The following is a 24,349-nucleotide window of genomic DNA, read 5'->3' as shown; positions in this document are numbered from 1 at the left end:
CCCCCCCCCCCCCCCCCCCCCCCCCCTCCCCCCCCCCCCCCCCCCCCCCCCCCCCCCCCCCCCCCCCCCCCCCCCCCGGCCGCTGCGGCCTGTGGGACTGGGACATGGTGCGCGGCAAGATGTACTGGTCGCGTTCGATGTACGACATGCTGGGCTATGAGCCCTGCGACACGATGCTGTCGTTCGGCGAGGTCGACGGGATCATCCATCCCGAGGACGGCGACCTATTCCAACTCGCCAACAGGATCGTCGCACGAGAGATCGACCACATCGACCAAGTGTTCCGGATGCGCCACGCCGACGGACAATGGGTGTGGATGCGCGCAAGAGCGCAGGTGATCGACCCGGAAGCGCCGGAGATCCAGTTGATCGGCATCGCCGTCGACGTCACTGAGCAGCGGCACCTGGCGCTGCGCTCCGAAGCCGCGGATCTTCGCCTGCGAACGGCCATCGAAAACATCAACGAATCCTTCGTGCTCTGGGATTCGGCCCAGCGCCTGATCATGTGCAATTCCAAGTACCAGCAGGACAACGGCCTGTCGGATCGCGACGTGATGCCGGGCGCCTCGCGCGCCGTTCTTGAAGATCGCATGCTTGCCTTCGCCTCGGAGCGCCGGCTTGCCAACACCAACGGGCAGCAAGGCGGCGTGACCTTCGAGCGGCAGCTTGCCGATGGCCGCTGGCTGCAGGTGAACGAGTTGCGGACCAGGGACGGCGGCACCGTGTCGGTCGGCTCCGACATCACCCAGATCAAGCTGCACCAGGAGAAGCTGGTCGACAGCGAGCGCCGGCTGATGGCGACGATCCATGACCTCAGCCTTGCCCGCCGGGCAGAGGAAGAACGGTCGCGCGAACTGGTCGAGCTCAATCACAAATACATGAAGGAAACCGAGCGCGCCGAGGCCGCGAACCGGGCCAAATCCGAGTTCCTGGCCAACATGTCGCATGAATTGCGCACGCCGCTCAACGCGATCATCGGCTTCTCCGAACTGATGGAACAGGCGCTGTTCGGGCCCTTGGGTTCGCCGCGCTACGAGGAATACGCCACCGACATCAACGGCAGCGGCAAATATCTTCTGGGCGTCATCAACGACATCCTCGACATGTCGAAGATCGAGGCCGGCCAGTTCTCGATGGATCAGGAGGAAATCGACCTCTGCCCGCTGATGCGCGAAACGGTGCGCGTCATCTCGCTGCAGGCGGCGGAAAAGTCGATCACCGTCGAAACACGCATCCCCGATTCGCTGACGCTGTTCGCCGACCGCCGGGCGATCAAGCAGATCATCATCAACCTGCTGTCGAATGCGGTGAAGTTCACCGGCCAGGGCGGCCGCATTGCGGTAAGGGCCCGCAACACCTCCAGCGCTCTCGCGCTGACGATCGAAGACAATGGCTGCGGCATCCCGAAGGAGGCGCTGAGCAAGCTCGGGCGGCCGTTCGAGCAGGTGCAGAACCAGTTTTCCAAGAGCCATGCCGGTTCCGGCCTTGGCCTTGCCATCTCACGCTCGTTGGCCGAGCTTCAGGGCGGCGCTTTGAAAATCCGCTCCACCGAAGGCACCGGCACGATCGTGTCGGTGCGCATTCCGACCAGGAAGCCGACGCAGCCGGTCAGGGCCGCCGCCTGACTAGTGAATAGTCAGTAGTCAGTAGTCAGTAGTGAATATCTAATTCCATTCACCATTCACTACTCATTCGCATGAAGCAAAAAGCCAAAATCCTTCCTGACATTTTGCGACGTCTCCTTGAGGTGCGCTTCCAGCACGCCGAAATCCGGCAGGTCGGTGACCGCCAGTAGCAGATCCGAAAGCCCCGGCGGAACGTCGTCGCGTTCGAATACGCCGGTGAGGCAGAGCCGCGTCATCTGGGTCAGCGCCAGATAGAGCGCATAGGCATCGCAAAGCTCCTGCCTGATCTGCGCCTCGGCGAAATCCGGCGCCAGCCTCGACAGCACGTCCGCCGTCCCGGTGACCCGGCGGCCGGCTTCGACCTTTCCCGTGATCACCGCCACCTGCGCGATGAATTCGAGATCGATGAGACCACCCGGGATCAGCTTGATGTCCCAGAGATCGCGCGGCGGTTTTTCCTTCTCGATCATCGCGCGCATCTCGGCCGCCTCGGCCATCACCTTGGCGCTGTCGCGCGGCAGGGCAAGCACCCGTGCCACTTCGGTCTCGACCTCGGCGCACAGCGCTTGATCGCCGCCGATCGCGCGGGCCCTTGACAGCGCCATATGCTCCCAGGTCCAGGCGTCCTTGCGCTGGTACTTCTTGAAGGCATCGACATGGGTCGCCACCGGCCCCTTGTTGCCGGACGGCCGCAAGCGAAGGTCGAGTTCGTAGAGAACGCCCTCGGCGGTCGGCGCGGACACCGCTGCGATCAGCCGCTGCGTCATCCTGGCGTAATAGTGCGACGGGGCGAGCGGCTTGTCGCCATCGGATTCTTCGGCATCGGCGTCGTGATCATAAAGCAGGATGAGGTCGACGTCTGAGCCGGCCGTCAATTCGCGGCTGCCGAGCTTGCCCATGCCGAGCAGCGCAACCGTGCCGCCGGCGATGCGACCGTGGCGTAGCGCGAACTCGGCGATGACCGCCCGCAGCGCCGCGTCGATGGTGAGATCGGCCAGATCGGAAAAGGCACGGCCGGCGCGCGCCGGATCGATCGAGCCGGCAAGCAGCCTGACGCCGATCAGGAATTTTTGCTCGGACGCAAAGATGCGCAAGCGGTCGAGCACGTCCTCATAGGCCCTGTCGCCTTCGAGGAACGCGGCGAGACGGCCGGACAGATAGGCGCGGTCCGGCAGTTCGGTCAAAAGCGCCGGATCAAGCAGGCCGTCAAACACGTGCGGCCGGCGTGTGATGATGGCGGCCAGCCGGGGCGCCGCGCCCATGATGGTCGCCAACAGCTTCAGCAGAGCCGGATTGGAGTGGAGCAGCGAGAACAGCTGAATGCCGGCGGGCAGACCGGCAAGGAATTCGTCGAAGCGTATCAACGCCTCGTCCGCGCGGCGCGTCTGGCCGAAGGATTGCAGCAGCGCCGGCGTCAGTTCGGTCAACCGCTCGCGCGCCTCGGCTGACTGGGTGACGCGATAGCGGCCGAAATGCCAGCCGCGGATGACGCGGCAGATGTCGCTCGCCCGCTGGAATCCCAATCTCTGCAGGGTCCGCAACGTATCGGGGTCGTCGACATCGCCGGTAAAGACCAGATTGCCGATGCCCGCCGAAAGCTCGGGCGCGGTCTCGAAAAGCGCTGCGTAGTGGCGTTCGACCTGATGGAGTGCGGCGCGGAACGCCTCGGCAAAGGTCGCCGCATCGGCAAAACCGAGCAGGCGGGCAATGCGTTCGAGCCCTTCGTCATCGTCCGGCAGTATGTGGATCTGCTCGTCGGCGACCATCTGAACGGCGTGCTCGACGCGGCGCAGGAGCCAGTACTGCCTTGTGAGCGTATCGCGCGCATCGGCAGTGATCCAGCCGCGTGCCGCAAGCTGGCCAAGCATCGGCACCGTCTCGCGGCCGCGCAGTTCGGGGAAGCGGCCGCCGGCGATGAGCTGCTGGGTCTGGACGAAGAACTCGATCTCGCGGATGCCGCCGCGGCCGAGCTTGACGTTGTGGCCCTTCACCGCGATCTCGCCAAGACCCTTGTGGGCATGGATCTGGCGCTTGATCGAATGGACGTCGGCGATCGCCGCATAGTCCATGTATTTGCGCCAGATGTAGGGCTGGAGCTCCTTCAGGAACGCAGTGCCGGCGGCGACATCGCCGGCCACCGGACGCGCCTTGATCATTGCGGCCCTCTCCCAGTTCTGGCCCCGCGCCTCGTAGTAGCGCAGCGCCGCCTCGACCGGGATCGCCAGCGGCGTCGAACCGGGGTCGGGACGAAGCCTGAGGTCGGTGCGGAAAACATAGCCGTGTTCGGTGCGGTCCTGGAGCATGCGGACCAGCCGGCGGGTCAGACGCGAAAACAGCTCCGTCGCATCGAGCGGATCGAGGACTGCTGGCGCTTGCGGGTCGAAGAATGCGACGAGGTCGATGTCGGAGGAGAAGTTCAGCTCATGCGCGCCAAGCTTGCCCATGCCGAGCAGGATCCAGCCCGACCGGCGCGCCGGATCCTCGAGATCCGGCAGTTTGAGCTTGCCTTGTCGGTGCGCGTCGCGAAGCAGGAAGTCGACGGCAGCGCGGGTGCAGCCGTCGGCAAGATCGCTCAGCCGCCGTACTGTGATTGCAGTTTCGGCCTCGCCTGCAAGATCGGCCAGCGCGATCAGGACATGCGCTTCCGCTTTCCATTGCCGCAACTCCATCATCAGGCCGTTTTCAGAGATGGCTTCCGCCCGCGCGGCCTTGCCGATGGCGGCGCCGATCGACGCCAGCCGCGCCTCGACGGTCTCATCGAAAAGCGCATCCAGGATCTGCGGGCGGCGGCGCACCGTGTCGCGCAGGAACGGCGACAGGTCGAAGACTGCCGCGAGAAACTGGACGGCGCCCTCGCCGGCCAGGAATTTCGCCAGCACGGCAAGCCCCTCTTCCTGCGCTGCGGAAGCGATCTCCGACAATTCCCGCCGGGCTCGGTTCTGATCCAGAGGCACGAGCCTTGCCGCCGGCTTCAGAAGCCAGTTGGTGTGTTCCGCAGCCGCCTTCACCGCCATCAGCGATCCTCCCGTTCGGGAAAACTCATGACGACGGATAATCCAGGATTGGCGGGCAGGAGATCAAGCCGCCCTTTGTGGAATGTCATGATCGCCTTGGCGAGGCTGAGGCCGAGACCGGAACCCGGCTGCGAGCGGCTCTTCTCCAGCCGCACGAAACGCTCGGTCGCCCTGGCGCGATCGGCATCGTCGGGAATGCCCTGGCCGTTGTCGGTGACGGAAAGCCTGATTTCGCTGCCGACGCGATCGAGCGCCACGCGAACGGTCGGCTTGGCTGTCGAGTCGGTCGAATATTTGATCGCGTTGTCGACGATGTTCGATAGCGCCTGGCCGATCAGCTCGCGATTGCCTTCAACGGCGAAGCCGTCCTGCACAGAGGTCTCGAGTGTCACTCCCGCCTCCTCCGCCACCGGCTCGTAGAGCTCGACGACATCGCGCACGGAAGCAGCCAGATCGACCCGGCTGGTGATTTCTGAGGAATAGCCCGCCTCCAGCCTTGAGATCATCAGGATGGCGTTGAAGGTCTTTATCAGATGGTCGGACTCGGCGATGGTCGCTTCCAGCGCCTGCCGGTAGGCGGCGGAGTTGTGCTTGCCGGAGAGCGTCGCCTCGGCGCGGTTGCGCAGCCTGGTCAGCGGCGTCTTCAGATCGTGGGCGATGTTGTCGGAGACCTGCTTCAGCCCTTCATTCAGCGTGGCGATTCTGGCCAGCATGGAATTGAGATTTTCGGAGAGCCGATCGAACTCGTCGCCGGCGCCGGTGACCGGCAGCCGGCCGGAAAGGTCGCCGCCCATGATGCGGCGACTGGCCTGCGACACCGAGTCGATGCGCTTCAGCGCCGCGCGGCCGACGAAGAACCAGATCAAAATTCCGCCAAGCGCCATCATGCCGAGCGCCAACGTCAAGGCGCGGCGGATGACGGCGCGGAACCGCTCAGGCTCGCCGAGATCGCGGCCGACCAGCATGATCATCTGGTTCGGCAGGCGCAGCACCAAGGCAATGGCGTTGTGGCCCTTCTCGCCTTCGACCTGGACTTCGCTCTGGCTGGGTTCGTTCGGGTCGGCGATCGGGTTGCGTTGCCGCTCGAGCTCGCCCTCGCCAAAGCGCCGGTAGGAAAACGGCTCCGTCGTCCAGCCCTCGGCCACGAGAACGCCGGGTTCCAGGCTCTGCACGTTGCCGGTCAGGATCTGGCCGTTGGCATCGGCGATCAAATAGAGATTGGCGCCGGGCTGGCGGGAACGCTGCTCGACCACCCGGACCAGCAGCGGCAAGCCGCCGCGCTGATAGACCCGGGCGAGGCCGAGCACCTCGTCGTTGATGGTCTCCTGCGTCTGGCCGGTCAGCATGCGCGCCGACAGCGAGGTCATGTAGAAGACGAGCAGCACCGCACAGATGGCGAACAGCAGGAGATAGAGCGCCGAAAGCCGCGCTGCCGTCGTCTTCATGATGGCCGGCATGGAAAGGGCCATGCTAGCCGCTCTTGAGCATATAGCCGGCGCCACGAACTGTGTGCAGGATGGGCTTGTCGAAGCCCTTCTCGATCTTGCCGCGCAGCCGCGAGACGTGAACGTCGATGACGTTGGTCTGCGGATCGAAATGATAGTCCCAGACATTTTCCAGCAGCATGGTGCGCGTCACCACCTGGCCGGCATGGCGCATCAGATATTCCAGCAGGCGGAATTCGCGCGGCTGCAGCGTAATCTCGCGGGCGGCGCGCCGCACCGAATGCGACAGCCTGTCGAGTTCGAGATCGCCGACCCGGTAAACGGTTTCGGCCTCCCTGGCGCTGGCGCGGCGGTTCAGCACCTCGACCCGGGCCAGCAGCTCGGAAAAGGCATAGGGCTTGGTCAGATAGTCGTCGCCGCCGGCGCGCAAGCCGGTGACCCGGTCGTCGACTTCGCCGAGCGCCGACAGGATCAGCACTGGCGTAGTCTTGCCTCGGGATCTAAGACCGGCGATGACCGACAGGCCGTCGCGGCGCGGCAGCATGCGGTCGACCACCATCACGTCATAGTCGCCGGAGTCAGCGAGCGCGAAGCCGGTTTCGCCGTCGCCGGCGACATGGGCGGTATGCCCGGCCTCGGTAAAGGCTTTCTGGAGGTAATCGGCCGCTTCGCGATCGTCTTCTATGACGAGAATCTTCATGGGACCGTTATACGCGATTTCGCTGGAAGAATGAGTGGCCGGCATAGACATCATGGCCTCGAGGTGCATCGCCAACAAAATAATTCAAGAAGGAGCGGTAAGTATTTGTTTTATAACGTTATTGGCGTCGAGCCGCCGCATCCTCGGATTTGGGCGACATGCTTTGTTGTTTGAGCATGTCGTCATCCCAAAACCGCCTCACACTTTGGGCGACTGCTCTGTTGTTCGAGCGGCAGCGGGCGATGGGCGCCCGCTGCCGCTGGGGCGGAACACGATGACTGACTAACGTATTCAAGCCCGGTGCTTTCCCATGCGACGGTTCGGGGTGTTTGAAACCGCCGCATCGGAAAAGTCTGGAACGTCAGCCCTTGGCGACAGGCAGCGCGACGAAGCGGTTGCTGTCGTCGCGGGTGATCTGCATCAGCACCGCCTTGCGGCCCGACTTCACCGCGTCGGCCATGGCCTTGGCGACGTCCTCGGTGCCATTGACCTCCGTCGAATTGACCGAGGTGATGACATCGCCGGGCTGGATGCCGCGATCGGCGGCATCGCTGTCGGGATCGACATCGGTCACCACAAGCCCTTTGCCATCGTCGGACCTGGTGACGGTGAGACCGAGGTCGGCCAGCGTATCGGCCTTTGGCGGAGCGGAAGGCTGCTGGTCGGCCGAAGCCTGCTTGTCACTCGAAGGCAGCGTGCCGAGGTCGACCTTGACCGTTTCACTCTTGCCGTCACGCCACAGCGTGACGTCGACCGGCTTGCCGGGCGGGTAGGCGCCGATCAGACGGGCGAGTTCCTTCGGCGACGCGACGTCCTTGCCGTCCACCTGAGTGATGACGTCACCAGCCGATATGCCGGCCTCCTTGCCGGGACCATCGTCCTGGGCGCTGGAAACGAGAGCGCCCTTATCGGACTTCAGCCCGAGCGATTCGGCGATTTCGGAGGTGACCGGCTGGATCTCGACGCCAAGCCAGCCGCGCTGGACGGTGCCGTCCTTCATCAGATCCTGAACGACCTGTTTGGCGGTCGAGGCGGGAATGTCGAAGGCAATGCCGACGCTGCCGCCGGACGGCGAGAAGATCGCAGTGTTGATGCCGACGACCTGGCCATTGAGGTTGAAGGTCGGGCCACCCGAATTGCCGCGGTTCACCGAGGCATCGATCTGGATGAAGTCATCATAAGGACCGGCGCCGATGTCGCGACCACGGGCCGAGACGATGCCGGCGGTGACCGTGCCGCCGAGGCCGAACGGATTGCCGACGGCCACGACCCAGTCGCCGACGCGAACCTTTGAATCGTCGGCGAAGTCGACATAGGTGAACTTGCCGTCGCCTTCGACCTTGAGCACTGCGAGATCGGTGCGCGGATCTGTGCCGACCAGCTTGGCGTCGAGCTCCTTGCCGTCATGCATCACCACCGTGAAGGACGAGCCCTCTCCGACGACATGGTTGTTGGTGACGAGGTAGCCATCCTCGGAGATGAAGAAGCCGGACCCTTGAGCGACCGGCCGCGGCTGGCGGTCACCACGTCCGAAACGTCGCATCCCATCCCGGCCATCCTGATCGCCAAAGCCACGGAACTCCCTGAAGAAGCGGCGCAATTGCGGATCGTCGGGGAGATTGCCGAAGGCGTCGGGCAGGTCGGAACCATCGTCGGCGGTCGATTCTATCTTGGCTTTGACGCGGACACTGACGACCGCCGGCGAAACGCGCTCGACCACGTCGGCGAAGCTCGGGACCTGAGGCGCCTCGACACGCACGGCCTCGGCCAGGACGGGGGCTGTCCCGGTGGCAACCGCGCCGAAGCCGATCGCGCCGGCAATGGCCACTGATGCGGCGGCAGCCATCAGGCGTTTGCGGGTGCGGGAATTTGAATTGGGGGCAATATTCATGGGTCTCGTATCCTCTTTCAAGGGATGCGCTTCGGTCGGCATCCTCGGGCAAGAGAAATAGAGGCGCGCACATTACGGCGCCATTTCCAGTGCATGAAACTTTGGTAATGTTTGCAGGCACCAACCCTTTGGTTGCCCCCTCCCGTTGCCCTATGTTGTACACAGTTCAGCACAAGGCTTTCACCATGACCGCAAGCGCCACCATGACGATTCGGGTTTCGTCCGAAACCAAGCTGAAGCTGGAGCGGATCGCCGCCGACACGCGGCGCAGCAAATCCTTCCTCGCGGCCGAGGCGATATCGGCCTATGTCGATCGCGAGCTTGAGATCATCGAAGGCATCAAACGCGGCATGGCCGATGCGGCAGCTGGCCGTGTCGTGCCGCACGACGAAGCCATGGCGGAAATCGACGCCATCATCGAAGCGTCGGAAGCCAGGCGCGCAGACAAGGCTTGAAGCGGTTCGTCACCTGGTCGCGAGACATCGTGACACGGCCGTGGTCTTGGCGGCGGGGCGGCCGGGCCGAATTAGTTACCCAGCACCTTGTCCAACGCTGCCTTCTCCTCGGCTGTGAGCATGGCCGCAGGCGCCGATCGGCGCGACCGGGCGGTCAGCACGATGAAAATCCCGCCGGCAAGCAGCAGAAGGACCGGCGTGCCCCACAACAGCGCATTGCGCAGGCTGAAGCGCGGCTTCAACAGCACGAACTCGCCGTAGCGGGAAACGATGTAGTCGATCACCTGCCGGTCGGTATCGCCGGCGACCAGGCGCTGGCGCACCAGCACGCGCAGGTCGCGGGCAAGGTCGGCATCGGATTCGTCGATCGACTGGTTCTGGCAAACCATGCAGCGCAGCTCTTCCGAAAGCGTCCGCGCCCGCGCCTCGAGCGCCGGGTCGGCCAAAACCTCGTCCGGCTTCACCGCAAGTGCGGCGCCAGCAAACAACAGCGTCAGCAGCAGGATCAGGGAGGCCAGTGAAGTTTTTCTTGCGGTCATGGCAGGGTCGCCGAAGGCATGGCGCCCGCCGATCTGCGGCGGCGCGACGGTGCGCCGACGCGCAGCCGCCGGTCCATCAGCGACATCGCAGCACCTGCCATCATGACAAGGGCGCCGCCCCAGATCAGCGTCACCAGCGGCTTCCACCACAGCCGCACCACGACGGAGCCGTCGGTCGCCTCGTCGCCAAGCGATAGGTAGAGCTGGCTAAAACCGATCGTCTTGATACCCGACTCGGTCGTCGTCATCTGCCGGACCGGATAGGAGCGCTTGGACGAGGTGATCACGGCGGTGGTGCTTCCATCGGCGCCGAGCAGGGCGAAGCGGCCGCGATCCTCGCTGTAGTTAGGCCCCTGGGCCGGATAGAGCCCTTCGAAGCGCAGTGTGTGGCCGGACAGTTGCACGGTCTCGCCGGCACGCATCGACAGTATCTTCTCGGTGCCGAAGCAAAGTGTGCCGACGATGCCCAGCGTCGTCAGCCCAAGACCGAGATGGGCGAGCGCGGTGCCGAAGACCGAACGCGGCAGGCCGGCGAAGCGCGTGAGCATGACGCCGGGCGCGACACTGCCAAGGCCGGACTTGACGGCAATATCGGTGAGCGCGCCGCAGATCAGCCAGAAAGCCAGGCCGACGCCAAGTGCTGCGAACACCGACGCGCCGTCGATGAACAAGGCCGTCACCAGCACGGCCAGAAGCGCGGCGGCGAAGGCCGCCATCAGCCGCTGGGCGACGGCGAAAATGTCGCCGCGCTTCCAGGCCAGAAGCGGCCCGAACGGAACCGCGACCAGGAGCGGCACCATCAGCGGGCCGAACGTCAGGTTGAAGAACGGCGCGCCGACCGAAATCTTGTCGGCCGAAACGGCCTCGACGACCAGCGGATAGAGCGTGCCGATCAGCACGGTGGCGGTGGCCGTGGTCAGGAACAGATTGTTGAGGACCAGCGCCCCTTCGCGCGAGATCGGATGAAACAGGCCGCCGGCCGTCAACCTCGAGGCGCGAAAGGCGAACAACGCCAGTGATCCGCCGATGAACAGTGTCAGGATGCAGAGAATGAACACGCCGCGCGTTGGATCGGTGGCGAAGGCGTGGACGGAGGTGAGCACGCCGGAGCGCACCAGGAAGGTGCCGAGCAGCGACAGCGAGAAGGTCAGGATCGCCAGCAACAGTGTCCAGATCTTCAGGGCCGAGCGCTTTTCCATGACGATCGCCGAATGGAGCAGCGCGGTGCCGGCCAGCCAAGGCATGAACGAGGCGTTCTCGACCGGATCCCAGAACCAGAAACCGCCCCAGCCAAGTTCGTAATAGGCCCAGTAGGAACCCATGGCGATGCCGCCGGTCAGGAACATCCAGGCGACCAGCGTCCATGGCCGCACCCAGCGCGCCCAGGACGCGTCGATGCGGCCTTCGATGAGGGCGGCGACCGAGAAGGAAAAGCAGATCGAGAAGCCGACATAGCCGAGATAGAGCAGCGGCGGATGGATGGCGAGGCCGAGATCCTGCAGGATCGGGTTGAGATCGCGGCCCTCGATCGGCGCCGGATTGAGCCTGGCGAACGGGTTGGACGTCGCCAGGATGAACAGCAAGAAGGTGGCGCCGATCGCGCCTTGCACGGCCAGCACGTTGGCTCGAAGGGTCGCTGGAAGATTGCTGCCGAAAGCAGCGACGAGCGCCCCGAAGAAGCTCAGGATCAGCACCCAGAGCAGCATCGAGCCCTCGTGATTGCCCCATGTGCCGGTGATCTTGTAGATCAGCGGCTGCAGCGAATGCGAGTTGTCCCAGACGTTGGCCACCGAAAAGTCGGACGTCGCATAGGCCGTCGCCAACGCCGCGAAGGACAGAGCGGTCAAGGCGAAGCCGGTCACCGCGACCGGACCGCCGACGGCCATCATCTTCTGGCTGTTGATACGCGCGCCGAACAGCGGCACCAGCGCCTGTACCAAAGACAGCGCGAACGCCAGGACCAGTGCGAAATGTCCGGTTTCAACCATTGTGGCCAAGCCCGCCAGGTTTTTGCTTTGCCGCAGGGTCTTGCCGCAAAATCGTGGGAACCCTCGGGTCAAGCCCGAGAGCAGGCTTTTGCGGAACCTGCTTAGTCACTTTTTGCTCTCCTGCCACACGCCCTTGGACTTGAGGCCGTCGGCCACTTCCTTGGGCATGTAGTTCTCGTCGTGCTTGGCCAGCACGCTGTCGGCGACGAAGACGCCGTCCGGCCGAAACGTGCCTTCAGTGATGACGCCCTGCTCCTCGCGGAAAAGGTCGGGAAGAATGCCGGTGTAGGTGACCTTGACCTGCTTCTGGTTGTCGGTCACCGAAAAGGCGACGGTGGTCCCCTGACCGCGCTCGATCGTGCCTTTTTCGACGAGGCCGCCGAGCCTGATACGCTGCCCGGGCTGCAGGCTGGCGGTGGTCAGATCGGCGGGCATGTAGAAGTAGGAGGCCTTCTGGCCGAGCGCATAGAAGGTCAGGCCGGTGGCGGCACCGAGGAAGGCCAACCCTCCGGCGATCACCGACAGTCTTTTCTGCTTGCGCGTCATTTTTTACTCCGTCGCCGTCAGGCCAAGCGAGGCGGCAAAGGCGGTGAATTTCTTCGCTTCGTCACTATCGGAGCCAAAAACGGCGATACCGCGATTGAGCGCGTCGCGCGCCTGATCGGCCTTGCCCAGCACGACATAGGAACGAATAAGCTGCATCCATCCTCCCACATCGCGCGGGTTTTGCCGCAGTTTTTCGTCAAGCCCCGCAACCATGGTGTTGATCATCGCTTCCCTATCCTGCGGCGACATCGACGAGGCGGCGTCGACATCCCCGGCGTTCGGGCCTTTTGCAGGCACTCCCGAAGCGACGCTGCGCCTGGCGGTTTCGGCCAGTGCCTGCTCGACGGCGCCGCGCCAGGGCGAATCCTGTGGCGAGGCCGCCAGCATTTTCTGCCAGCCGGCCGTTGCCTCCTCGATGCGGCCTTCCTGCGCCATGCTCATCGCCAGATAAAAGCTGGCCTTCGGATTTGCCGGATCGAGCTTCAGCGCCGCCTCGAAGGCGGCCTGAGCATCGGACGAGACAATGCCGCCCGCTTCGCTGGCGATCGCCTCGCCGAGGCCGGCCTGGCGGGCTGCGCTGTCGCCGTCGAGGCGAATGGCGTTGCGGTACGCCGTCACCGCGTCGGAGAATCGCTGCATGCGCAGATAGATTGGCGCCAGGACGTCCCAACCCCTGCCATCGGACGGGTTGGCGGCAAGGTGGGCCTCGGCGCGTGCCACCAGTTCGTCGACCGAACTGTCGGCGGGATTCTTGGCCAGTCGCTCGCTGAGCGGCTGCGACGGCAGATCGGGCGACCCGAGTTGGCTGTACAAGCCCCAGCTGACCAGCGGGACCGCCAGGACTGCAGCCGTCGCAACCAGCCTGGTCGCCATCGACGGTTGCCGCGCCGCTGCCTTGTCGGCGGCATTGTCGAGGCGAAGGATGCGGCGGGCGATCTCCGCACGCGCCTCTTCGGCCTCGGCCGGCTGGATCAGGCCACGCGCCACGTCGCGGTCAAGCTCGGACAACTGGTCGCGATAGACTTCAAGGTCATGATCGCTGCTTGGCGACCCACCCTTCGGGCCGCCGGCCAGCGGCAGCAGCACCGCCAGGCTTGCACCCAGCGTGAGAATGGCGGCTATGACCCAGAACAGCATGCTTCTTCCAATAACGGCAGAGCCCTGCCCTGCCAACACAGGCGTCCTGCGACGCTTTGACGGCAGATGCGTCGCATGTCCTTGATTGATGTCAACCGGACCTAAAGCGCGTCGCGTTCGACCGGCGTCATGCGACGCGCCTTAGATAGTTGTTTTCATGCATATCGTCATCGCAAGATCGCTGCGCACCCTCGAGTCAGGCCCGAGGGCATGCTTTTGCGCGAATTCTTGTTTTTATGCATGTCGTTATCGCAAAACCGCTGCACACGCTCGGGTCAGGCCCGAGGGCATGCTTTTGCGCGACATGCATTATCCGGCCGGTCGTTACGTCAGCGGCGTCCAGCTGCCATCGGCGTTGCGGCAAGCGGTTCCGCGCGCGGTGGCGCCGGCGGCGCCGGTGAACACCGTATGGGTGTATTGTCGGCAGTCCTGCGAGCCGACGCGATAGGGCTGGGCGGGCACGACTTCACCGTAATGCGCCGACCGATCGCTCTTCCACCTCACCTTCTGGCTGCTCGCCGTGTACTCGAGCGCCCTGTATTCCGCCTCCAGCGCCTTGCGCTTTTCGGGGCCGCTCAAGCCGATACCGATCGATCCGCTGACGAGGCCGCCGCCCATGGCGGAAATGACCGTCGTCGCGATCTTGCCTTCACTTGGCGGCGTTGCGGCCGGCTGCGGCGCCACCGTGGGGCCAGGGTTGCTGCCCAGCGTCGTGCAGCCGGAAACGGCCAGCAGTGCGGAGACGAGCGCGACGCGAATCTTCATGCCAAAAACCGGTCTCTTGAGTTAAAGCTGGGGGCCGCGCCATCGGGGAAGTCGGCGTGGCCATAGTGTCGATGTTTGTCGGAAATTTGGCCGCGGCCGACGGCTCCGGTACCAGTCGACATGCCGCCATATCACGCACCGTCAATCAATGTCGACTGGCCCAGCAAAAAGCATAGGCCTAAAGCGCGTCGCGTTGGCCGGCCTCGTGCGACGCGCTTCAGGTTGTTGTTTTTACGCATGTCGTTATCGCAAAACCGCTGCACACTTTTGCGCGACATGCATTAGTGAAGGCTCCGCAATCGAACCACCGCCTTCAACCCGCCCATGCTGGACCGTTCCAGAGCCAGAACGCCTCCGTATTCGTTGACGAGGTCGGCGACAATGGCAAGTCCAAGCCCGGTGCCCGGCCTTGTCTCGTCGAGACGCCGTCCGCGCTTCAGCGCCTCGCGTGCCTTGTCTTCTGGAATGCCCGGACCGTCATCCTCGATGCTGATCTCGAACAGATTGACAGCACCCTCCTTGCCGGAGCCAGTCGTCTTGTCGGAGCCAGTCGTCTTGCCGGAGATTGGCGCCACCGACACGGCGACCGCGCTCTTTGCCCATTTCATGGCGTTGTCGAGCAAATTGCCAAGCAATTCTTCCAGATCCTCGCGTTCGCCGGCAAAGACGATATCGACTGCCGGCAGCGAAAGCGAGAGAGCGGTCTGCGGATTTAGTTTTTGCAGCACGCGCACCATGCGCTGGACCAGCGGCGCCACCGGCGTACGGTAGACGACGCTGTCACGTTGCGCCGCAACGCGGGCGCGCTGCAGATAATGGTCAATCTGCTTCTGCATCGAGGCGGCCTGTTCGGCTATGAGCTGGCCCTTGGCGCCGCCGAGCGCCCGTCCCTCGTTGATCAGCACCGCCAGCGGCGTCTTCAGCGAATGGGCGAGGTTGCCGACCTGCGTCCGCGAGCGCTCGACGATACGCTTGTTGTTTTCGATCAACGCGTTGGTCTCGTTGGCGAGCGGCTCGATCTCGGCAGGGAAGCGACCGTCGAGCTTTTGCGCGGTTCCTTCGCGCACCATGGCGAGAGCGTCCCTGACCCGGCGCAATGGCTGCAGGCCCAGCAGGATGGCGATGGCGTTGATGGCGATCATGCCGACGCCGAACAGCGAAAGATAGGTCAGCAGGCGACGCTGAAAGGCGCTTATCTCCTGCTCGAGCTCGGTCCGGTTGCCCATGACGCGGAAGCGCGCTGCGCGATTTTTCGCGTCGAGAACGAACTCGCTCTCGAACACTTCCAGTTCCTCGCCATCGATGCCTTCTGTCGTATAGCTGCGCTGGAAGCTGGCATTGAAAGGAACCTCGGCGACGCTTGGCGACAGGATCGCCGTGGTCATCGAGGAGGAGTGCAACTCACCACTCACGCCTTCCGACGCAGGCTCCACCGACCAGTACCAGCCGGAATTCGGCTCCGAGAACCGAAGGTCGCCCAGGTCGGGAGCGCCGGTCAGCGAACCGCCTTCGGACACGCCGACCGAGCCGATCAGATTGAACAGATGCGCCGACAGCAGGCTGTCGAAACCGCGCTCGCTGGCCTGGCGATAAAGGGTGGTGATCAGCGTGAAGATGACAATCAGAGTGAGTATCGCCCAGACCGTGGAAAAGGCGATCACCCGGAACGCCAGCGACCGCGGCCCGAACCGCAGTGAAAGCGGCGTCCTTGCAGTCTGTTTGAGCGGTTCCGCCTTACGCCTCCGGCTCACGCATTCGATAGCCCATGCCGCGAACGGTTTCTATCATGTCGATGCCCATCTTCTTGCGAAGCCGCCCGACAAATACCTCGATTGTGTTGGAATCGCGGTCGAAATCCTGATCGTAAAGGTGCTCGACCAACTCGGTTCGGGACACGACCTCGCCCATATGGTGCATCAGATAGGCAAGCAGGCGAAATTCGTGCGACGTCAGCTTCAACGGCACGCCGTCGACATCGGCCTTGGAGGCTTTGGTGTCGAGCCGCAGCGGCCCGCAGGTCAGCTCGGACGACGCATGGCCGGCCGCGCGCCGGATGAGCGCTCGGACCCTGGCCAGCACCTCTTCGATGTGGAACGGCTTGGTGACATAATCGTCGGCGCCGGCGTCGATGCCGGATACCTTGTCGCTCCAGCGATCGCGCGCCGTCAAGATCAGGACCGGCATCTTGCGGCCGCCGCGCCGCCAGCGTTCGACCACGCTGATGCCGTCCATCTGCGGCAAGCCGATGTCGAGCACCACGGCGTCATAGGGCTCGGTGTCGCCGAGGAAATGCCCTTCCTCACCGTCGAAAGCCCGGTCGACAACATAGCCGGCATCGACCAGCGCGTCTGATATCTGCCGGTTCAGATCCTTGTCATCTTCGACGACGAGTACGCGCATGCGGGAATCATACCCAGTTGAAGAATCGGCCTGTTGAAAAATCGGCCGGTTGAGGAGCTGGACGTCAGATATAGGCCGATTCCAGCGCCTGGGATACGGCAGGCATCAGTTCAGCGGAACGACGATCTCCGTGCGGCGCGGACGCTGCCCATCCTTGCCCGGAACCAGCACGACGATGACGCAGACCGGCTGGCCACCGCGCGTCGACTGCGACGCCTTGGCCAGCGTGCCGCCATTCTGCTCGGCGACCTGCTGACCGATCGCGTAGCAGTCGGAGGCGGCCAGGACGATCGGCCGGTTCTGCTCGGGCACGACGACCGGCAGCGCCGTCGCCTGCGACGCAAACAGACCGGCAGCGCAGAGAGCAAGTGTCGCGGTTGGGAAGTGGGAGCGAAGCGTTTTCATGATCAGCGTCCTAACGCATCGGTGCTGAACGTGATATGAACATTGCCTGCAACACATGCCTGTCTCACCCCCTGAAATGCGACACAACCAACCCCGGTGATTTGGCCGCCCGAACCCGGCAAATCCAGGCGCCAGTCTAGACTGTGTTGCAGCCTTATTGAAAGCGCGTCAGGCGTTTTCTTCCGTCACGGCAAGAAAGCGCAGCAGCCCGTGACAGGCTGAAAGATCCTGGTCGTAACGGACCTCGGTGAATTCGAGCCTGAGATTGACGCTGTGATGCTCGTCGAGCGCCAGCGCCGCATCCTGGAGGCGGGCGCTGACCATGTCCATCACGTCGAGCATTTCTTTCCTGGCCTCGGATTTCGACCAGAAATGCAGAGTGAAAAGCTGCTCGGCGTCTTTCTCCCTGCCTGTTACCCAATCATAGACGCTGGTCCGGCCGAACGTCACATAGGGAAACGGGATGTTTTCCGGGGCATGGTCGAATAGTTTTGCGCCGCCCAGCGCCGCTGACAGGGAACCGTCAGCGTCCAGCGCCTGGAACAAGGCCTTCTGCAACGCGGCAGCCGGCGCGTTCATTGTATTCTCCCTCGCCCGTCGCGGCTGAACAGGCCTTTGTGCCGTCAACGATTCGTGCTTGCAGCGTAGCCGCGTTGAGGTGGCTGCGCCAGATCAGGGGGATCTCAGGTGGCTACCCACACCTTTCATTTGACATGCAAGGCGTTTGAAAAACGGTGCTATGGAGTGTTTGTTTCTCCAGACCTTCGAGGTTGTTTTCGTGCGCGAGCCATCGCTGCTGCCTGTTTTCGGAAAGCTTGGGATCAAGACGCCAGTCGTCGTTGCGGCGGCGCCGACCATGTCGAAAAGCATTAAGAACATTGTGTCCCGCATGCGGGAGGTTCTGTCTTCATACGGAGGCCTAGCCTTGAAGCTGTTCGTCGTCGTTTGGACGGTCCTTGTCGTGGCGGCAGTGTTCTACATCACGCAGGCCTGACCAATCGCATTCATCGATCGGGGGCGGAAACGAAACGGATGCCGGAATGGCAAACCGCTACGCACTGCGCATGGAGCATCCGCACAGCTGGACCGTCTTCGATGGCTTCACCGGCCAGCCCGTCGAGCTTGAGCACCAGGTCTTGGTTGGCATGAACACGCGCGATGCAGACGCGATGGTCGGATCGGCTGAACAGCCGAGATGTCAAGCGACGGGCAAAGGCGGAGAGCAAGCCCTGATCCTGCCGCTAGGTTCACTCGGCACATTCGTGCGCCTGGATCGGATCTGGCGCGTTGGCCCTGAACGCGATGACGTTCGGGATTTAACGAAAATCGGCCGCCGTCAGCACATATATGCTCTTGCGGGTCCGGTCATAGGCATTCCTGGCGACGTCGTGGATGGAGTTGGAAGCCGTATCGAAGGCGGCGAGATAGGTGGCTTCTGCAGTTGGTGTCCCTGACTCTGCCTTCGAGATGGCATCCGTGGCGACGGAGAAGGAAATCTGGAACATGCCGTCATGGCCGACGAAGCGGATGCGTTTGCCCGCCTCGTCGTAGCTCCGGCTTCGATTGGGAAATGTCAGGCTCATGACTTGACCTCCGTTGATGCAACGTCTGCTTTCTTGATCGCCCGCGACGCCCGCTTTTTCTTGGGGGCGACGGGATTGAGGGCCTCCGCGGCGCGGTCGGCCTCTTCCTTGGCCAGCCGCAACGCCCGCAATCTTGCCGTCTTGATGGTCCTGGCCTTGGCCTCTGAAACATATTCGGCCGTTGCCTGATTGCGTTCCGCGGTTTTCTTCTGCTTCTCCATGAAGCGCGCTTCGGCTTTTTCCATGATGTTCTGGCTAACTTCCGCCATCGATCAAAACCTCCTTTTGGCTGCAATGATGAAAATGATTTTCTCCCTTAAAATAGTCACTCGATGTGGAAAAATCAAATTCTGACCTATTTTTGATCGAGCAAATTTCTGAAGCGAAAAGGCAAAATAATACTATTCAATGTTTTACGGCGGCCAACGAATATTTTTTGGCACTCCTATCTATCGAGTGCCAACGCGCCTATAGAAGGGAGCGGCCGCCTAAGCCGGCCCCAGAAAGAAGTTTCCATGAAATTCCGGCCACTCCACGATCGCGTCGTCATTCGGCGCGCCGAAAGCGACACCAAATCCAAGGGCGGCATCATCATCCCCGACAATGCCAAGGAAAAGCCGCAGGAAGGCGAAGTGATCGCCGTCGGGCCGGGCGCGCGTGACGAAAGCGGCGCGCTGATCGCGCTCGATGTCAAGGCCGGCGACCTCATCCTGTTCGGCAAATGGTCCGGCACCGAAGTCAGGATTGACGGAGAGGACCTTCTGATCATGAAGGAGGCCGACATCATGGGCATCATCGACAAGAGCGAGATGGGCATCATCGACAAGAGCGAGATGGGCATCATCGAGAAGACCGGGGCTGCCAAGAAGGCCGCCTGATTGGAGCGCCGCGCGTCTTGGACGCGCAAAGGACGCTCCAAATTTTTGATTCAGGCGGTGCTGACAGCGCCCTGCCGCAACCAACCGAACTGGAAAAAAGATGTCTGCCAAGGAAATCAAATTCTCCACCGATGCGCGTGACCGCATGCTGCGTGGTGTCGAAATCCTCAACAACGCCGTCAAGGTGACGCTCGGCCCCAAGGGCCGCAACGTCGTCATTGACAAGGCCTATGGCGCACCGCGCATCACCAAGGACGGGGTGGCGGTAGCCAAGGAAATCGAGCTTTCCGACAAGTTCGAGAACATGGGCGCGCAGATGGTGCGCGAAGTGGCGTCGAAGACCAACGACCTTGCCGGCGACGGCACCACCACCGCCACGGTGCTTGCCGCTTCCATCTTGCGCGAGGGCGCCAAATTCGTTGCCGCCGGCATGAACCCGATGGACCTCAAGCGCGGCATCGACCTTGCCGTTACCGCTGTCGTCAAGGAAATCCAGGCACGCGCCAAGAAGGTCAAATCTTCCGGTGAAATCGCGCAGGTCGGCACCATTGCCGCCAATGGCGACACCACCGTTGGCGCCATGATCGCCAAGGCGATGGACAAGGTCGGCAATGACGGCGTCATCACTGTCGAGGAAGCCAAGACCGCCGACACCGAACTCGACGTCGTCGAGGGCATGCAGTTCGACCGCGGCTATCTCTCGCCCTATTTCGTCACCAATGCCGAGAAGATGCGCGCCGAGCTGGAGGACCCTTACGTCCTCATCCATGAAAAGAAGCTCGGCAATCTGCAGGCGATGCTGCCGATCCTCGAAGCCGTGGTGCAAAGCGGCAAGCCGCTGCTGATCATCTCCGAGGACGTCGAAGGCGAAGCGCTGGCGACGCTGGTCGTCAACAAATTGCGAGGCGGCCTCAAGGTTGCGGCCGTCAAGGCGCCGGGCTTCGGTGACCGCCGCAAGTCGATGCTGGAAGACATCGCGGTGCTCACCGCCGGCCAGATGATTTCGGAGGACCTCGGCATCAAGCTCGAAAACATCACCATCGACATGCTAGGCCGCGCCAAGCGCGTGCTGATCGAGAAGGACACCACGACGATCATCGACGGCGCCGGCGAGAAGGCCACGATCCAGGCGCGTGTCCAGCAGATCAAGGGGCAGATCGAGGAAACCACTTCCGACTACGACAAGGAGAAGCTGCAGGAGCGGCTGGCTAAGCTCGCCGGCGGCGTCGCGGTCATTCGCGTCGGCGGCGCGACCGAGTCCGAGGTCAAGGAAAAGAAGGACCGCATCGACGATGCGCTGAACGCCACGCGCGCGGCAGTGGAAGAAGGCATCGTTCCCGGCGGCGGTGTCGCGCTGCTGCGCGCCAAGGCCGTGCTGAACGGGCTGACCGGAGCCAATGCCGATGTGACGGCGGGCATTTCGATCGTGTCGAGAGCGCTCGAAGCGCCGATCCGCCAGATCGCCGAGAACTCCGGCGTCGAAGGTTCGATCGTTGTCGGCAGGCTCACGGACAGCAAGGATCACAATCAGGGCTTCGACGCCCAGAACGAGACCTATGTCGACATGATCAAGGCTGGCATCGTCGATCCCGCAAAGGTGGTGCGGACCGCGTTGCAGGATGCCGGGTCGATCGCGGCGCTGCTGATCACCGCGGAAGCCATGATCACCGACATTCCGGCAAAAGACGCTGCGCCTTCGGCCGGCATGGGCGGCTACTGACCACCCCTCCCGTAAATAGGCCCTGCAAGGCCTGGCCCCAGCAAGGCCAGGCGACCGATCCCAACATCAACCAGGAAGGAACTGTCCGTGGCCACACAAAGCAGCAAGCCATCTCTCGCGCGTCGATGGGAAGATTACCAGCCGGCCAAATCCACGCTTTTGTGGGCATGCGCTGCAACCGTCGTCGCCACGCTGATCATTGGTTTCAACTGGGGCGGCTGGGTGACCGGCGGCACCTCGCGCGCGCTGGCGGCCACCGCCGGCGATACGGCGCGCGGCGAGCTGGCCTCGGCGGTCTGCGTCGATCGCTTCAATACGGCGCCCGACGCGGCCGCCAAACTTGTCGAGTTCAAGGCCATAACTGACAGCTACAAGAAGCGGCAGTTCATCGAGACGGGCGGCTGGGCGACCATGCCCGGAAAAACCTCGCCCGACAGGCTGGGTGCGCAAAGCTGCGCGGTCGCTCTCGCCACCTAACATCTTCGACCTCTCGGAGAGAACGTGCTCTTGACGAGAGCCCGAAAGACAGCCGCCGGGGCATCCTCCGGCGCGCAGCCGTCGGCAAGGAGATCGATCCATGATTGCATTCGTCCCGAAGCCAAATGCTGTAGTAAAGACCAAAGTGGCCGAGGAAAGCCGCTTCGATCGCATTCGCAGACTCGCCGCCGACAAGCACAGAAAAGCCGATGCCGGCACGATCCGCCGCGACCCGCAGAAGGCAGGCGACAAGCGCCCCATGTAACGCGCGCTTGCTGAACTACATCACGAGACCGGTGCTGCGCCACCCTCTTCCATGCGCCGCGCAATGAATTCGTCGAGAACACCTGATGTGGCAGCGGCGCAAGCCGGCGGCCGAAAATCGGCCAGCAGCCGTTTCCAGATGCCGGTGGCGCGCTCCGTGGCGGTTCTTGACCCGGCATGCGTCCAGTTGCCGAAATTCGACCAGTCGGCGACCAGCGGCTCGTAGAATGCGGTGCGGTAGCGCGCCATTGTGTGCCCGGCCGAGAAGAAATGCCCGCCCGGCTGCACTTCGGCGATAGCCTCGAAGCCGATCGCGGCCTCGTCGCCGGGCGTCGCCGCGCAGAGTTCCGCGATGGTCTGCAGCGCCTCGATATCGGTGATCAGCTTCTCGAACGAGACGCTCAACCCGCCTTCGAGCCAGCCGGCAGCATGGATGCAGACCGTCGCGCCGGCGAGCACCGAACCCCATAGCGCGAACTGCGTTTCGTGGGCTGCCTGCGCGTCCGAAATGTTGGCGGCACTGCCGCCGCCGGACCGCCAGGGAAGGCCGGTGAAGCGTGCAAGCTGACCGGCGCCGAGCGTCGCCTTGACGTGCTCCGGCGTGCCGAAGGCCGGCGCTCCAGACTTCATGTCGACATTGGAGGAGAAGGAGCCATAGACGACCGGCGCGCCAGGCCGCGCGATCTGGGCCAGCGTCAGCCCGGCCAGCGCTTCGGCGTGCTGCAGCGTCAGCGCGCCGGCCACGGTGATCGGCGCCATGGCGCCGGCCAGGCAGAAGGGCGTGATGATCAGCACCTGCCCCGCCTTGGCAAAGTCGATGATGCCTTGCGCCATCGGAATGTCGAGTTGACGCGGCGAGTTGGTGTTGATGACGGTGTAGCAATGAGCGCCCGAACGGAATTCGTCCTCGGACAGGCCGCGCGCCAGCCGCAGCATCTCGAAGCCGTCCTCGACCTGCGGCGTGCCGCGCGCGAAGACGAACGGCAGCTTGTCGGAGAGCGTCAACTGCGCGCGGTTGACGGCATAATGGCGGAAGCGGTTGTCGATGTCCTGCGGCTCGATGCAAGGTCCCAGCATGTGCAGCACGTCGAAATGCTGCACCAGGCGGATGAGATCCTCGAAAGCGGCAAGCGTTCCCGGCCGCCGGCCGTGCTCCAGATCGGTGACGTTCGGCGCCCCGGATCCTGCCAGGAACGTCATCGAGCCGAGTTCGAGCGTCAGGTCGCGGGCACGGTCACCGGCATGGACGCGGATCGATTTCGGCGCCGAGCCCAGCGCCGCCGCGACGATGTCGCGGCCGATGCGCACCATCTGGCTGTCCTCGTCGACCAAAGCGCCGGCACGGGCAAGAATAGCGCGCGCCTCCGGCAGCAGCACCTTGACGCCGAGTTGCTCGAGCACGTGCAGCGCCGTGTCGTGGATCGCGGCGACCTGATCGGCCGAAAAGATCGGCTGCGGCAGAAACGGGTTCTTCAGCGAACGATAGTCCGGCCGGCGGCTGGTCTCGCTGCCGGCCTCGCCGGTTCGTCCGCGCCTGCGTTCGCGCCTGAGGTTGCGTGCTGCGTCATCGACCATGGCGGATACTCCTCATTGCCGTATTGCCCTGCCCTGCGGATCGTAGGCAGGAGCCGCGATGACGCGCGTCGGCCGCTCGCCCAGTTCGTTGAGGCAGACAGGATACTTGCACTATACATATGTGTCTAGTACGGTTGTATGCAGTTCGCCCTCATGCCTATTGTGCGGCCATGATCATGATTTCCCCGCAGGACGAGCCGGCGTCCGGCAACACCAAGGTGACGCGCCGGGACTGGATCAATCTTGCGCTCCAGACACTGATTTCAGACGGCATCGAAAGCGTGCGCGTGCTGCCGCTTGGCCAGAAGCTCGGCGTATCGCGCTCAAGCTTCTACTGGTATTTCGAGAGCCGTCAGGACCTGCTCGACCAGTTGCTTGCGCATTGGCGGGACACCAACACCAAGTCGATCATCGAACGCGCGCAGCGGCCGGCCGAAAGCATCATCATGGGGGTCATGAACGTGTTCGAATGCTGGGCCGACGAGCGCCTGTTCGATCCCAGGCTCGACTTCGCCATCCGGGAATGGGCGCGTCGCTCCGAGGACGTGCGCCGGGCCATCGACCTGGCCGACAATGACCGACTGGGCGCGATCCGCGACATGTATCGCCGGCATGGCTACGGCGAAGAGGATGCCTTCATCCGCGCCCGTGTGCTCTACTACATGCAGATCGGCTATTATGTGCTCGACCTCAAGGAACCGGTCGAGGCGAGGGTCAGTCATCTCGCCGCCTATCTGCGCAGTTTCACCGGCCAGGAGCCAAGCGATGCCGACGTGGCGCATTTCATGCGCTTTATCGCGGCGCGTTAAGTGAGTGCGAGGTGGCAGAGGTGGCAGGCCCGACCCTGGTATAAACAAACTGTACCGCGAAAGCCCCCTCACCCTTGTGAGCGAGGCCAAAATGGACAAATAGTCTGGTAGGAGTGCCGCTTCTCAGTGGGAG

25 protein-coding genes are annotated in these 24,349 nt (G+C 63.4%); 8 read left to right on the top strand and 17 right to left on the bottom strand.

Annotation, left to right across the window (positions count from 1 at the left end; genetic code table 11):
* The first annotated feature begins 107 nt into the window (after positions 1-107).
* Positions 108-1,625, top strand: a complete 1,518-nt coding sequence (locus AC0L2Z_RS24525; protein WP_473629546.1) for a PAS domain-containing sensor histidine kinase — start codon at positions 108-110, stop codon at positions 1,623-1,625.
* 59 nt (positions 1,626-1,684) lie between these two features.
* On the opposite strand, the gene AC0L2Z_RS24520 is transcribed toward AC0L2Z_RS24525, so the two are convergent.
* The 4 genes from AC0L2Z_RS24520 to AC0L2Z_RS24505 form a co-directional block, all read right to left on the bottom strand.
* Complete coding sequence (locus AC0L2Z_RS24520; protein WP_473629544.1) at positions 1,685-4,639, bottom strand: bifunctional [glutamine synthetase] adenylyltransferase/[glutamine synthetase]-adenylyl-L-tyrosine phosphorylase; 2,955 nt, start codon at positions 4,637-4,639, stop codon at positions 1,685-1,687.
* Positions 4,639-6,108: a sensor histidine kinase gene (locus AC0L2Z_RS24515; RefSeq protein ID WP_287064264.1), complete on the bottom strand. Its 1,470-nt coding sequence runs from the start codon at positions 6,106-6,108 to the stop codon at positions 4,639-4,641. Before AC0L2Z_RS24515 ends, AC0L2Z_RS24520 begins: the two co-directional genes overlap by 1 nt.
* A 1-nt stretch (position 6,109) precedes the next feature.
* Positions 6,110-6,784, bottom strand: coding sequence for a response regulator transcription factor (locus AC0L2Z_RS24510; protein ID WP_023800810.1), 675 nt, complete (start codon positions 6,782-6,784; stop codon positions 6,110-6,112).
* A 361-nt stretch (positions 6,785-7,145) separates the two neighbouring features.
* Positions 7,146-8,675, bottom strand: a complete 1,530-nt coding sequence (locus tag AC0L2Z_RS24505) for a Do family serine endopeptidase (protein WP_473629543.1) — start codon at positions 8,673-8,675, stop codon at positions 7,146-7,148.
* Positions 8,676-8,860: 185 nt separating this feature from the next.
* Here AC0L2Z_RS24505 and AC0L2Z_RS24500 point away from each other — a divergent pair, with 185 nt between their 5' ends.
* On the top strand, positions 8,861-9,130 hold the full coding sequence (locus AC0L2Z_RS24500; RefSeq protein ID WP_091590846.1) for a CopG family ribbon-helix-helix protein: 270 nt from the start codon (positions 8,861-8,863) through the stop codon (positions 9,128-9,130).
* Between the two features lie 71 nt (positions 9,131-9,201).
* Here the strand turns inward: AC0L2Z_RS24500 and AC0L2Z_RS24495 are convergent, their stop codons facing one another.
* From AC0L2Z_RS24495 to AC0L2Z_RS24455, 9 genes are all read right to left on the bottom strand, one after another.
* Positions 9,202-9,669 (bottom strand): cytochrome c-type biogenesis protein, encoded by a 468-nt coding sequence (locus AC0L2Z_RS24495; RefSeq protein WP_473516799.1) that lies wholly within the window; start codon positions 9,667-9,669, stop codon positions 9,202-9,204.
* Positions 9,666-11,657, bottom strand: a complete 1,992-nt coding sequence (locus AC0L2Z_RS24490) for a heme lyase CcmF/NrfE family subunit (protein ID WP_473629542.1) — start codon at positions 11,655-11,657, stop codon at positions 9,666-9,668. Before AC0L2Z_RS24490 ends, AC0L2Z_RS24495 begins: the two co-directional genes overlap by 4 nt.
* Before the next feature lie 105 nt (positions 11,658-11,762).
* Complete coding sequence (gene ccmE / locus AC0L2Z_RS24485; RefSeq protein WP_473629541.1) at positions 11,763-12,203, bottom strand: cytochrome c maturation protein CcmE; 441 nt, start codon at positions 12,201-12,203, stop codon at positions 11,763-11,765.
* 3 nt (positions 12,204-12,206) lie between these two features.
* Entirely contained in the window at positions 12,207-13,340 is a 1,134-nt protein-coding gene (gene ccmI, locus AC0L2Z_RS24480; protein WP_473629540.1) for a c-type cytochrome biogenesis protein CcmI, read from the bottom strand.
* 324 nt (positions 13,341-13,664) lie between these two features.
* A complete protein-coding gene (locus AC0L2Z_RS24475; protein ID WP_473629539.1) occupies positions 13,665-14,105 on the bottom strand; it encodes a hypothetical protein in 441 nt (146 codons plus the stop codon).
* Positions 14,106-14,386: 281 nt separating this feature from the next.
* A complete protein-coding gene (locus AC0L2Z_RS24470) occupies positions 14,387-15,856 on the bottom strand; it encodes an ATP-binding protein (RefSeq protein ID WP_473629538.1) in 1,470 nt (489 codons plus the stop codon).
* Positions 15,840-16,505 carry a response regulator transcription factor gene (locus AC0L2Z_RS24465; RefSeq protein WP_023800820.1) on the bottom strand — a complete coding sequence of 222 codons (666 nt, stop codon included), beginning with the start codon at positions 16,503-16,505 and terminating at the stop codon, positions 15,840-15,842. Before AC0L2Z_RS24465 ends, AC0L2Z_RS24470 begins: the two co-directional genes overlap by 17 nt.
* A 105-nt stretch (positions 16,506-16,610) precedes the next feature.
* A complete protein-coding gene (locus tag AC0L2Z_RS24460; protein WP_023800821.1) occupies positions 16,611-16,910 on the bottom strand; it encodes a hypothetical protein in 300 nt (99 codons plus the stop codon).
* 168 nt (positions 16,911-17,078) lie between these two features.
* Positions 17,079-17,489: a DUF3168 domain-containing protein gene (locus tag AC0L2Z_RS24455; RefSeq protein WP_473629537.1), complete on the bottom strand. Its 411-nt coding sequence runs from the start codon at positions 17,487-17,489 to the stop codon at positions 17,079-17,081.
* Between the two features lie 145 nt (positions 17,490-17,634).
* On the opposite strand from AC0L2Z_RS24455, the gene AC0L2Z_RS24450 reads away from it, so the two are divergent.
* Positions 17,635-17,904 (top strand): hypothetical protein, encoded by a 270-nt coding sequence (locus AC0L2Z_RS24450; protein WP_245268524.1) that lies wholly within the window; start codon positions 17,635-17,637, stop codon positions 17,902-17,904.
* Positions 17,905-17,914: 10 nt separating this feature from the next.
* On the opposite strand, the gene AC0L2Z_RS24445 is transcribed toward AC0L2Z_RS24450, so the two are convergent.
* The 3 genes from AC0L2Z_RS24445 to AC0L2Z_RS24435 form a co-directional block, all read right to left on the bottom strand.
* Positions 17,915-18,136, bottom strand: coding sequence for a hypothetical protein (locus tag AC0L2Z_RS24445; protein ID WP_287175508.1), 222 nt, complete (start codon positions 18,134-18,136; stop codon positions 17,915-17,917).
* A gap of 90 nt (positions 18,137-18,226) precedes the next feature.
* Positions 18,227-18,493 carry a DUF1488 family protein gene (locus AC0L2Z_RS24440; protein WP_091590381.1) on the bottom strand — a complete coding sequence of 89 codons (267 nt, stop codon included), beginning with the start codon at positions 18,491-18,493 and terminating at the stop codon, positions 18,227-18,229.
* On the bottom strand, positions 18,490-18,762 hold the full coding sequence (locus AC0L2Z_RS24435) for a hypothetical protein (RefSeq protein WP_027152776.1): 273 nt from the start codon (positions 18,760-18,762) through the stop codon (positions 18,490-18,492). Before AC0L2Z_RS24435 ends, AC0L2Z_RS24440 begins: the two co-directional genes overlap by 4 nt.
* Positions 18,763-19,008: 246 nt before the next feature.
* On the opposite strand from AC0L2Z_RS24435, the gene AC0L2Z_RS24430 reads away from it, so the two are divergent.
* From AC0L2Z_RS24430 to AC0L2Z_RS24415, 4 genes are all read left to right on the top strand, one after another.
* Positions 19,009-19,371, top strand: coding sequence for a co-chaperone GroES (locus AC0L2Z_RS24430; protein WP_473629536.1), 363 nt, complete (start codon positions 19,009-19,011; stop codon positions 19,369-19,371).
* 100 nt (positions 19,372-19,471) lie between these two features.
* Positions 19,472-21,091 (top strand): chaperonin GroEL, encoded by a 1,620-nt coding sequence (groL, locus tag AC0L2Z_RS24425; RefSeq protein ID WP_091590377.1) that lies wholly within the window; start codon positions 19,472-19,474, stop codon positions 21,089-21,091.
* Positions 21,092-21,178: 87 nt separating this feature from the next.
* On the top strand, positions 21,179-21,568 hold the full coding sequence (locus AC0L2Z_RS24420) for a hypothetical protein (RefSeq protein WP_091590375.1): 390 nt from the start codon (positions 21,179-21,181) through the stop codon (positions 21,566-21,568).
* A 100-nt stretch (positions 21,569-21,668) separates the two neighbouring features.
* Positions 21,669-21,833, top strand: a complete 165-nt coding sequence (locus AC0L2Z_RS24415) for a hypothetical protein (protein WP_167366301.1) — start codon at positions 21,669-21,671, stop codon at positions 21,831-21,833.
* Between the two features lie 20 nt (positions 21,834-21,853).
* On the opposite strand, the gene AC0L2Z_RS24410 is transcribed toward AC0L2Z_RS24415, so the two are convergent.
* A complete protein-coding gene (locus AC0L2Z_RS24410; protein WP_473629535.1) occupies positions 21,854-23,407 on the bottom strand; it encodes a trimethylamine methyltransferase family protein in 1,554 nt (517 codons plus the stop codon).
* Positions 23,408-23,577: 170 nt separating this feature from the next.
* Between AC0L2Z_RS24410 and AC0L2Z_RS24405 the strand changes: the two genes are divergently transcribed.
* Complete coding sequence (locus tag AC0L2Z_RS24405; RefSeq protein ID WP_473629534.1) at positions 23,578-24,216, top strand: TetR/AcrR family transcriptional regulator; 639 nt, start codon at positions 23,578-23,580, stop codon at positions 24,214-24,216.
* Positions 24,217-24,349 lie beyond the last annotated feature (133 nt).

It is taken from the genome of Mesorhizobium sp. WSM4850, assembly GCF_055811735.1.
The sequence above is the reverse complement of the archived record's forward strand: the minus strand, read 5'-3'. Positions and strand labels throughout refer to the sequence as shown.

Coding starts and splice junctions, on each gene's coding strand:
- AC0L2Z_RS24505 (WP_473629543.1), bottom strand. CDS start 8,675: ATGAATATTGCCCCCAATTCAAATTCCCGCACCCGCAAACGCCTGATG.
- AC0L2Z_RS24510 (WP_023800810.1), bottom strand. CDS start 6,784: ATGAAGATTCTCGTCATAGAAGACGATCGCGAAGCGGCCGATTACCTC.
- AC0L2Z_RS24500 (WP_091590846.1), top strand. CDS start 8,861: ATGACCGCAAGCGCCACCATGACGATTCGGGTTTCGTCCGAAACCAAG.
- AC0L2Z_RS24490 (WP_473629542.1), bottom strand. CDS start 11,657: ATGGTTGAAACCGGACATTTCGCACTGGTCCTGGCGTTCGCGCTGTCT.
- AC0L2Z_RS24405 (WP_473629534.1), top strand. CDS start 23,578: ATGATCATGATTTCCCCGCAGGACGAGCCGGCGTCCGGCAACACCAAG.
- AC0L2Z_RS24475 (WP_473629539.1), bottom strand. CDS start 14,105: ATGAAGATTCGCGTCGCGCTCGTCTCCGCACTGCTGGCCGTTTCCGGC.
- AC0L2Z_RS24435 (WP_027152776.1), bottom strand. CDS start 18,762: ATGGCGGAAGTTAGCCAGAACATCATGGAAAAAGCCGAAGCGCGCTTC.
- AC0L2Z_RS24410 (WP_473629535.1), bottom strand. CDS start 23,407: ATGGTCGATGACGCAGCACGCAACCTCAGGCGCGAACGCAGGCGCGGA.
- ccmI (WP_473629540.1), bottom strand. CDS start 13,340: ATGCTGTTCTGGGTCATAGCCGCCATTCTCACGCTGGGTGCAAGCCTG.
- AC0L2Z_RS24440 (WP_091590381.1), bottom strand. CDS start 18,493: ATGAGCCTGACATTTCCCAATCGAAGCCGGAGCTACGACGAGGCGGGC.
- AC0L2Z_RS24460 (WP_023800821.1), bottom strand. CDS start 16,910: ATGAAAACGCTTCGCTCCCACTTCCCAACCGCGACACTTGCTCTCTGC.
- AC0L2Z_RS24455 (WP_473629537.1), bottom strand. CDS start 17,489: ATGAACGCGCCGGCTGCCGCGTTGCAGAAGGCCTTGTTCCAGGCGCTG.
- groL (WP_091590377.1), top strand. CDS start 19,472: ATGTCTGCCAAGGAAATCAAATTCTCCACCGATGCGCGTGACCGCATG.
- AC0L2Z_RS24520 (WP_473629544.1), bottom strand. CDS start 4,639: ATGGCGGTGAAGGCGGCTGCGGAACACACCAACTGGCTTCTGAAGCCG.
- AC0L2Z_RS24415 (WP_167366301.1), top strand. CDS start 21,669: ATGATTGCATTCGTCCCGAAGCCAAATGCTGTAGTAAAGACCAAAGTG.
- ccmE (WP_473629541.1), bottom strand. CDS start 12,203: ATGACGCGCAAGCAGAAAAGACTGTCGGTGATCGCCGGAGGGTTGGCC.
- AC0L2Z_RS24495 (WP_473516799.1), bottom strand. CDS start 9,669: ATGACCGCAAGAAAAACTTCACTGGCCTCCCTGATCCTGCTGCTGACG.
- AC0L2Z_RS24515 (WP_287064264.1), bottom strand. CDS start 6,108: ATGGCCCTTTCCATGCCGGCCATCATGAAGACGACGGCAGCGCGGCTT.
- AC0L2Z_RS24465 (WP_023800820.1), bottom strand. CDS start 16,505: ATGCGCGTACTCGTCGTCGAAGATGACAAGGATCTGAACCGGCAGATA.
- AC0L2Z_RS24430 (WP_473629536.1), top strand. CDS start 19,009: ATGAAATTCCGGCCACTCCACGATCGCGTCGTCATTCGGCGCGCCGAA.